An 8,010-nucleotide genomic window follows, 5' to 3' on the forward strand; every position below is an offset into this window, starting at 1 on the left:
GTATTCATTGTGTGCGCCCTCCATAAAGCACCGCAAGCTCTTCTGATTTCATCGTGTACGTATGTTTTTCTTCCGGGAACAGCCGGTTTTTCACTTCCTGTACGTACTGCGTTAACCCGTTCCGCATGACCGTATCAGCGTCGGCAAACTGTTTTACAAATTTTGCAACCCTTTCGCTGCCAAAGCGCACCAGGTCGTGGAATACGAGCACCTGCCCGTCAACAGCACGGCCTGCGCCAATGCCAATAGTCGGAATCGTCAAACTTGCCGTCACTTCTTCCGCAAGTTGCCGTGGCACGCATTCAAGGACGACCGCAAAGGCGCCGGCCTGTTCGCAAGCTTTTGCGTCTTCCAGCAGTTTTTTTGCCGCCGCGGCGGTTTTCCCCTGAACTTTATAGCCGCCGAAAATCCCGACTTTTTGCGGCGTCAACCCGATATGCGCCATGACCGGAATGCCGGCTTCCGTTAGCGCTGCAATTTTGTCCGCCACTTCAGCACCGCCTTCCAATTTAACTGCGTGCGCCCCTCCTTCCTGAATGATACATGCACTGTTTTTCAGCGCTTCATCGCGGCCCAAATGATACGACATAAAAGGAAGATCTGTTACAATAAATGTATTTTTTGCCCCGCGTTTCACCGCTTTCGTATGGTGGACCATATCGGACACCGTCACAGGGATCGTCGAATCATAGCCGAGCACCACCATGCCAAGCGAATCGCCGACAAGAATCATGTCCACACCCGCTTCTTCCGCCAGTTTCGCAGATGGATAATCGTAAGCGGTTACCATTGCGATTTTTTCTTCCATCTGCTTCATTTTGAAAAAATCCGTTGTCTGCTTCACTTTCAATCACTCCTCACCTGTCATGGAATTGACCGGATCAGAGGAAAAACAAACAATTAGAAAAATGGAGCCCTTCTTTAGACAGAAGGGCTCTCGTGTTTTTCAATTGTTCATTTCGGCCCTCTGTCCCCGTCCGATTCGGATCAAGGCAGAATCTATTTTTGTTTTGCAATTCTTGTATGGTATAGTTCCGGAATAGATACTACCCAAGTTTATTATAACAGGTTCAGCCGAATAACTCTATATTTCCCGTCCATTTGTGCCAATTTTTTAACGTTCGATTTCGATATCCGCAGAATAAATAGAGTGTATTTTTCCGTCTTCCCCCTCCAATTGCAGTACGCCTTCATCCGTAATCCCGATCGCTTTTCCCGATATATCTCCTTTTAAAGTGTGTGCGGTAATATTTTTGCCAATCACGGCCGCGTAGCTTTCCCACAATAATTTTAACGGTGCGAACCCGTTTTCGATATAAATTTTCTCGTATTTTTCCAGTCTTTCCAGAATACGCTGGACAAGCAGCGCACGTTTGATTTTTCTCCCCGATTCGATCAAAAGGGAAGTGGCAATCGGCTTTAATTCATCCGGAAATTCCGTTTCGTTTACATTGATGCCGATTCCGATAATGACCGCCTGGATTTGGTCGGTATCCGCCTGAAGTTCGGTTAAAATCCCGGTGCATTTTTTCCCGCCGATCAATATATCATTCGGCCACTTGATCTCAGGATGCACCCCCGCCGTTTCTTCGATCGCCTGGGCAACCGCAACCGCAGCGATCAACGTAAAAGGAGGCGCCCATTGCGGCGGGAGGTCCGGACGCAGCACAACGCTCATCCAGATACCTGTGTATTTTGGGGAGTACCAGGCGCGCTGTAGCCGCCCCCTGCCGCCCGTCTGTTCTTCGGCAATGACAAGCGTGCCGCCGGGGCAGCCTTCCTGCACGAGCCGATGCGCCAATTTTTGCGTCGAATCAACCGTTTCTTTGTAATAAACGGTTTTTCCGAGCCGTTTTGCTTCCAGGCCGTACTGGATTTCATTTTCTGTCACTTTATCTTCTGTGCTCTTGATACGGTAGCCTTTTTTTCGGACCGCTTCCAGCTCAAAACCTTCTTTTCGGAGTTCCTCCATATGCTTCCACACCGCAGCGCGTGAACAGTTAAGTTTTTTTGCCAGCAATTCCCCGGAAACAAAACCGCCTCCCGCTTCTGTCAGCAGTTCTAAAATTTTTTTTCTTGTGGATGTTTGCATGCAAGCCACCCCCGAATCGCATCCCACTGATTATCAACCTTTCCGGTTAACACAGCCGTTTCAATCTCGCGGAGCATCTCTTTCAGCCACGGGCCGCCTTTTTTAGAAAAGAAATCCATCAGCATTTTGCCGTCTACCGCAAGCTGGCTGCGGTCCGTAATGGGCATTTCCCGGAAAACTTTTTCGATGGCGGGCGTATGTTCCCGCCAGTCTTCCCGGCGGAGGGCGCAAAAAACGGTTTCCGCATCAACTGCTGTTTTTTTACCTGCATCATACAGCATTACCGTATCCCACGGCCGCGCCGTCCGCTTTCTAACAAATCCGAGTGTGCGCAATATCGCTTTCCGCTTCAGATTCGGCAGTTTCCATTTTCGCAGGAATGCATTTTCATCATCCGGTTCCACAGCTTTGATAAGATATACCCAAAGCTGGGATTCTGTCAATTCATTTAAAGCAGAGTTTAATGCGGGCATGAGGCGCATTTCCATCTTTTCAAGCCCCGGCAGGTAAGACAAAAGCCTTGTTTCGCATAAGAAAGCAAGCGCCTCATAAGGGCGCACGCCTTCCAATAATTTGATAAACTCCTGTGTAATCCTTTCGACGGCAATATACTTTAGCAGATGGGCATAGACTCGGATCGCCCGCTTCGTTCCGTTTTCGATCTCAAAGCCGAGCTGGCTCATAAAGCGGACGGCCCGCATCATACGGAGCGCATCTTCGCGGAATCTTTCCTCCGGCGAGCCGACCGTTTCGATCCGTTTGTCCCGGATCGCTTCTTTGCCAGAAAACGGGTCAATCAATTTTCCCGTTTTGTCCATCGCGATCGCATTCATGGTGAAATCGCGGCGCTTTAGATCAAGAAGGAGCGAATCCACATATTCAACCGACTCCGGGCGCCGGTAATCTTTATATTCCGACTCGGTCCGGAACGTTGTGACTTCGTACTGGCGCCTCCCGTACAGCACGAGCACCGTTCCGTGTTCAATCCCGACGTCAACCGTTTGCTTAAATAACGCCTTGACTTCTTCCGGTTTTGCCGATGTGGCGATATCTACATCATGCACAGGGCGCCCGAGCAAGCTGTCGCGGATCGACCCACCGACGAAAAAAGCTTCGTATCCTGCATCTTCAAGCGTTTGGATGACGGGGAGTGCTGTTTGAAATGGCGGAAGCATGTCCATCAACCTCATTTACCAATTGTTCATAAATTTCTTCATACTGTCTTAATATTTTTTTGGAATAAAATTTTTCCGTCACCGTTTTCTCCGCCGCCTTTGAAAAAGAGTCGTACAGGGCGGGATCGCGGAATAAACGGAGAGCCTTTTCGGCAACGCCTGCAATATCGCCAAGTTGGCACAGGTAGCCGTTGCGCCCGTCGTCAATCACTTCTGGAATGCCCCCGATATCGGTGCCGATGCATGGCACGCCGCAGGCCATCGCCTCAAGTGCCGCCAGCCCGAAACTTTCCTTTTCCGATAACAGCAGCATAAGGTCGCTGATCGAATAAAGTTCTTCCAGCTGGTCCTGTTTTCCTAAAAACAGCACGTCTTTTTCAATATGTAAATCCCTTACAAGCCGGGATACGACTGTCATTTCCGGCCCGTCGCCAACAAGCAGGAGCTTTGCCGGGATTTGCTCCCTCACTTTTGCAAATGCCCTGACAACATCGGGAACGCGTTTTACGGCCCGGAAGTTGGAAACGTGAATGAGCACTTTTTCCTTTTCCAAAATGCCGTATTCTTTTTTCAAATGAGACGCATTCACCCTGCGGTACACCCGTTCATCAACAAAATTATAAACCGTTGTAATCTTTTTTTGCGGCTGGATTAAATCGTATGTCTGCTGGACGAGTGCATTGGAAACCGCCGTGACTGCGTCGGACTGTTCGATCCCAAAGCGGATGGCGGAAGCAAGGGACGGGTCGTACCCGAGCACGGTGATGTCCGTGCCGTGCAGTGTCGTTACAATTTTCATGCCTATTTTCGCCATCATTTTGCCGAGAATCGCGCAAATCGCATGCGGGATCGCATAATGGACATGCATCACATCGAGTTTTTCCCTTTCCGCAACTTCGGCGATTTTGCTGGCGAGTGCAATATCATAAGGCGGATATTGGAAAACGGCATACGGGTTGACTTCGACCTGGTGGTAATAAATATTATGGTACATTTTATTAAGCCGAAACGGCACGCTTGACGTAATAAAATGGATCTCGTGTCCGTTTTCCGCAAGCAGCTGGCCGAGCTCCGCGGCAATGACGCCGGAGCCACCGACTGTCGGATAGCATGTAATCCCGATTTTCAACTTTTTCATAAATCGAGCACATCCAAATTCACGAGTAATGGCTTTTTGCTTAAAAATCCTTCCGCATATTTTACCCCGAGCTCCTTGCCAAACAACCTTTCACGGGAAACCACTGTTTCAATATAGCCGTCTGTAAGCGGGGTGCTGACGTTGTTTTTCCCATCTGAAAACTGGCTTTCATACGCATGCAGGCTTTCGATTTTCTTATCCATATAATCCGAGACATCTACGATAAAATCCGGCTGATGGGAGCCATTTACCATATAAAAATAGAGATGTTTCGGCTTATGGTAAGGAAGATCCGGATCGGAAACGTATTTCCGGATTCCGGATGAAAAGAAAGCTTCTTCGACCAGCCTGCCGCAGTTGCCGTGGTCAGGATGGCGATCTTCATGATACGGCGCAAATATCACTTCAGGCTTAAATGCACGAATCACACCTGTAATTTTCCGGATATATTCATCCAGCATAAAAAGGCCGCGATCCGGCAATTGGAGCGTCATCCTTTCTGCAACCCCGAGAGAAGCTGCCGATTTTTTTGCTTCGATTTTCCGGTTTTCGACTGTCCCGTTGGAAGACAGCTCCGCTTCCGTTAAATCGCAGATCGCAACCTTTTTTCCAAGGGATGCCCATTTGGCAATTGAAGCCGCCATGCCGATTTCGACGTCATCAGCATGTGCCCCGAATGCGAGGATATCTACCTTACCTGTCATTGTTTTCCATCTCCCGCAAGCGTCGGCCAAGAAATGCCTTCTCTTTTTAACTGTTCCATCAGAATGGAAGCCGTCCCGATATTCGTCGCCAAAGGAACCTGGTGGACATCACAAAGCCTGATCAAGGCGGAGACATCCGGTTCATGCGGCTGCGCGGTTAATGGGTCACGCAGAAAAATGACGAGATCCATTTCATTTTTTGCGATTTGCGCCCCGATCTGTTGGTCACCACCATAAGGGCCCGACTGGAAACGGTGGACGGAAAGCCCTGTTTCATCCATAATCCTTTTACCGGTTGTCCCTGTCGCGTAAAGCTTGTGTTTAACAAGCACCTCTTTATGGACCCAGGCAAACCGGACCATATCGTCTTTCTTTTTATCATGGGCGATCAGTGCAATGTTCATGTCTCTCCACTCCCCTATCAATCCAAAATATTTTCCAGGCCGTAAACGAATGTATCGAGGTTCATGACGGTTTCTACTGCAACTTTGACACCTGACATAAAAGATTCCCGGTTAAATGAATCGTGGCGGATCGTCAACAGCTGGCCGCCGCCGCCGAACAGCACTTCCTGGTGCGCAACAAGGCCAGGCAGGCGGACACTGTGGATGTGCATCCCTTCAAAATCTGCCCCTCTTGCCCCTTTCAACGTTTCTTTTTCATTCGGATGTCCTTGTGTTTTTTTCGTACGGGCCTCTGAAATCATTTGTGCCGTTTTTACGCTCGTGCCGGACGGGGCGTCCACTTTCTGGTCGTGATGCAGTTCAACAATTTCCACATCGGGGAAATATTTCGCCGCCATTTTCGCAAATTTCATCATGAGCACCGCCCCGACGGCAAAATTCGGAGCAATGATGCAGCCGATCCCTTTTTCCTCGGCAACCGCTTTTAAATCGTCGAGTTCCGCATCCGTAAACCCGGTCGTTCCCACAACAGTGCGGACACCGTACTCAAGGGCGGCTTTTGCATTGTGATACCCTGCTTTCGGCGCCGTTAAATCAATCCATACATCAGCCGGGCAATTTTCAAGGCATTCCTTGGGATCCGTATAAATCCGGACCGGTTCGCCGTCATAATCAGATACATCATTCAACAGTTTCCCGCCGTCTTTATGGTCCAAAACGCCGACCAGTTTAAAATTTTCCGTCCTTTGAACGAGCTTGACCGCCTCGCTCCCCATTTTCCCGCGCGCGCCGGCAACAATAATGCGTATTACATCCACGTCCCAACAACTCCTTTTCAATCTTTTCTCGTCCATCTATCTTTATCCCGGGTATTAAATTTATGCAACACCCGGTCATGCGCTTTTTGTAAATCAATATGTAAAGCATTCGCCATACAAATGATGACAAACTGCAAATCGCCGAGCTCTTCTTCCACCGTTTTCGGCTCTTCATCCGGTTTTTTCGACTTCTCCCCGTAATAATGGTTGATTTCCCTCGCCAGTTCCCCGAGTTCCTCCGTCAGCCTGGCCGTAAGCGCAAGCGGGCTGAAGTACCCTTCCTTAAACTGTGAGATATAATCGTCCACTTCTTTTTGCATTTGCCGCATTGTTTTGTCGTCCGTCATATCCTGACCCCCGCAATGTTTGATACTCTTCCATGTTAGCTAAAATTGGCGGATTTTACAAATGATTCATTTGCGTACAATGCGCCTTATTGCGGTTTTGATTTCTTTTAAGCTATAATGGGGACGCCGGATATGAAAAATTTGCCGGAAAAGGAGGATATGGATATGCTGAAAATCAAAAACATCTTTTTTATTTTGCTCGGGTCTGCCATTTTCGCCTTTGGCATTGTCCATTTCAATATCCAGAACCATCTGGCGGAAGGCGGGTTTACCGGGATCACGCTGCTCTTCTACTATTTATTTCATATCAATCCCTCCTATTCCAACCTGATTTTGAATATTCCCATATTTATTATTGGATGGAAACTTTTAGGAAAAAAATCGTTTTACTACACCATCATTGGCACGCTTGGGTCCTCCCTTTTTTTATGGATTTTCGGAAAAAAGCATTTCAATATCCCGCTGCACGATGATATGTTTCTCGCATCGCTTTTTGCAGGCGTGTTTATCGGCGTCGGGCTAGGTATTATTTTCCGTTACGGGGGAACATCAGGCGGCGTCGATATTATTGCGAGGCTCATATTTAAATATAAAGGCGTGGCGATGGGGAGAACGATGTTTATGTTCGACGCCTGTGTGATCACGCTGTCGCTCATTACGTACTTGCACTACCGGGAGGCGATGTATACGCTTGTTGCCGTTTTTGTCGGCTCACGCGTCGTCGATTTTCTGCAGGAAGGCGCCTATACGGCAAGAGGAGCTTTTATTATTTCGGAAAAGCATAATGAAATTGCCGAAAAGGTGATGAATCAGATGGACCGCGGCGTCACCGTTTTCCGCGGGCACGGGATGTTCACAAAGCAGGATCGCGATGTGTTGTATTGTGTTGTTGGGAAAAACGAAGTCTCCCGCTTAAAAGGCATTATCCACTCCATTGATCCCCATGCCTTTGTATCGATGATGGTCGTCCACGATGTGCTCGGGGAAGGATTTACGCTTGATGAAAACAAACAGCCGATCCAGGATTAACCGGATCATAATCGAGTAGGAGGAGGTGACTAGCCCCCGTCCTCTCACACCACCGTACGTACGGTTCCGTATGCGGCGGTTCAACCAAATAAATGACGCTTGTCACAATACTTTTCATACAGGCTTTCAGCCCTTGGTGATTCCAGTAGGAGTTACCAAGGGTTTTGTGTAATATTGGACTTTTAGAAATTCGCCAATATGCTTTCCTTGAGTTTCTCCTCAATGACCCATTTGTATCCTCTTTCAATAAACCTGTTCTGGCTCCACCCTCTTGAGGTCCCTCATGGAATTCACCACTACTTT

Annotated in this window: 9 protein-coding genes; 1 reads left to right on the forward strand and 8 read right to left on the reverse strand. The window is 48.4% G+C overall.

The features are described 5' to 3' along the window. Positions 1-4: 4 nt before the first annotated feature. The 8 genes from panB to GBH70_RS09125 form a co-directional block, all read right to left on the reverse strand. A complete protein-coding gene (gene panB, locus GBH70_RS09090) occupies positions 5-844 on the reverse strand; it encodes a 3-methyl-2-oxobutanoate hydroxymethyltransferase (protein WP_151680743.1) in 840 nt (279 codons plus the stop codon). 270 nt (positions 845-1,114) lie between these two features. Then, positions 1,115-2,092 carry a biotin--[acetyl-CoA-carboxylase] ligase gene (locus GBH70_RS09095; RefSeq protein ID WP_151680744.1) on the reverse strand — a complete coding sequence of 326 codons (978 nt, stop codon included), beginning with the start codon at positions 2,090-2,092 and terminating at the stop codon, positions 1,115-1,117. Further along, positions 2,062-3,267: a CCA tRNA nucleotidyltransferase gene (locus GBH70_RS09100; protein WP_151680745.1), complete on the reverse strand. Its 1,206-nt coding sequence runs from the start codon at positions 3,265-3,267 to the stop codon at positions 2,062-2,064. The genes GBH70_RS09095 and GBH70_RS09100 overlap by 31 nt, the downstream gene beginning before the upstream one ends. After that, complete coding sequence (gene bshA / locus GBH70_RS09105; protein WP_151680746.1) at positions 3,221-4,405, reverse strand: N-acetyl-alpha-D-glucosaminyl L-malate synthase BshA; 1,185 nt, start codon at positions 4,403-4,405, stop codon at positions 3,221-3,223. The genes GBH70_RS09100 and bshA overlap by 47 nt, the downstream gene beginning before the upstream one ends. Next, complete coding sequence (bshB1, locus tag GBH70_RS09110; protein WP_151680747.1) at positions 4,402-5,109, reverse strand: bacillithiol biosynthesis deacetylase BshB1; 708 nt, start codon at positions 5,107-5,109, stop codon at positions 4,402-4,404. Before bshB1 ends, bshA begins: the two co-directional genes overlap by 4 nt. Further along, the gene (mgsA, locus tag GBH70_RS09115; protein WP_151680748.1) at positions 5,106-5,513 is read right to left on the reverse strand and encodes a methylglyoxal synthase; all 408 of its coding nucleotides are present in this window, start codon (positions 5,511-5,513) and stop codon (positions 5,106-5,108) included. Before mgsA ends, bshB1 begins: the two co-directional genes overlap by 4 nt. A 17-nt stretch (positions 5,514-5,530) precedes the next feature. Beyond that, positions 5,531-6,331, reverse strand: coding sequence for a 4-hydroxy-tetrahydrodipicolinate reductase (gene dapB / locus GBH70_RS09120; protein WP_151680749.1), 801 nt, complete (start codon positions 6,329-6,331; stop codon positions 5,531-5,533). Between the two features lie 17 nt (positions 6,332-6,348). Then, positions 6,349-6,678 (reverse strand): nucleotide pyrophosphohydrolase, encoded by a 330-nt coding sequence (locus GBH70_RS09125; protein ID WP_151680750.1) that lies wholly within the window; start codon positions 6,676-6,678, stop codon positions 6,349-6,351. Between the two features lie 165 nt (positions 6,679-6,843). Between GBH70_RS09125 and GBH70_RS09130 the strand changes: the two genes are divergently transcribed. After that, positions 6,844-7,707: a YitT family protein gene (locus GBH70_RS09130; protein WP_151680751.1), complete on the forward strand. Its 864-nt coding sequence runs from the start codon at positions 6,844-6,846 to the stop codon at positions 7,705-7,707. Positions 7,708-8,010: the final 303 nt, after the last annotated feature.

Source organism: Weizmannia acidilactici (assembly GCF_008974225.1).
In the GTDB taxonomy this organism is placed as follows: Bacteria; Bacillota; Bacilli; order Bacillales; family Bacillaceae_C; genus Weizmannia; species Weizmannia acidilactici.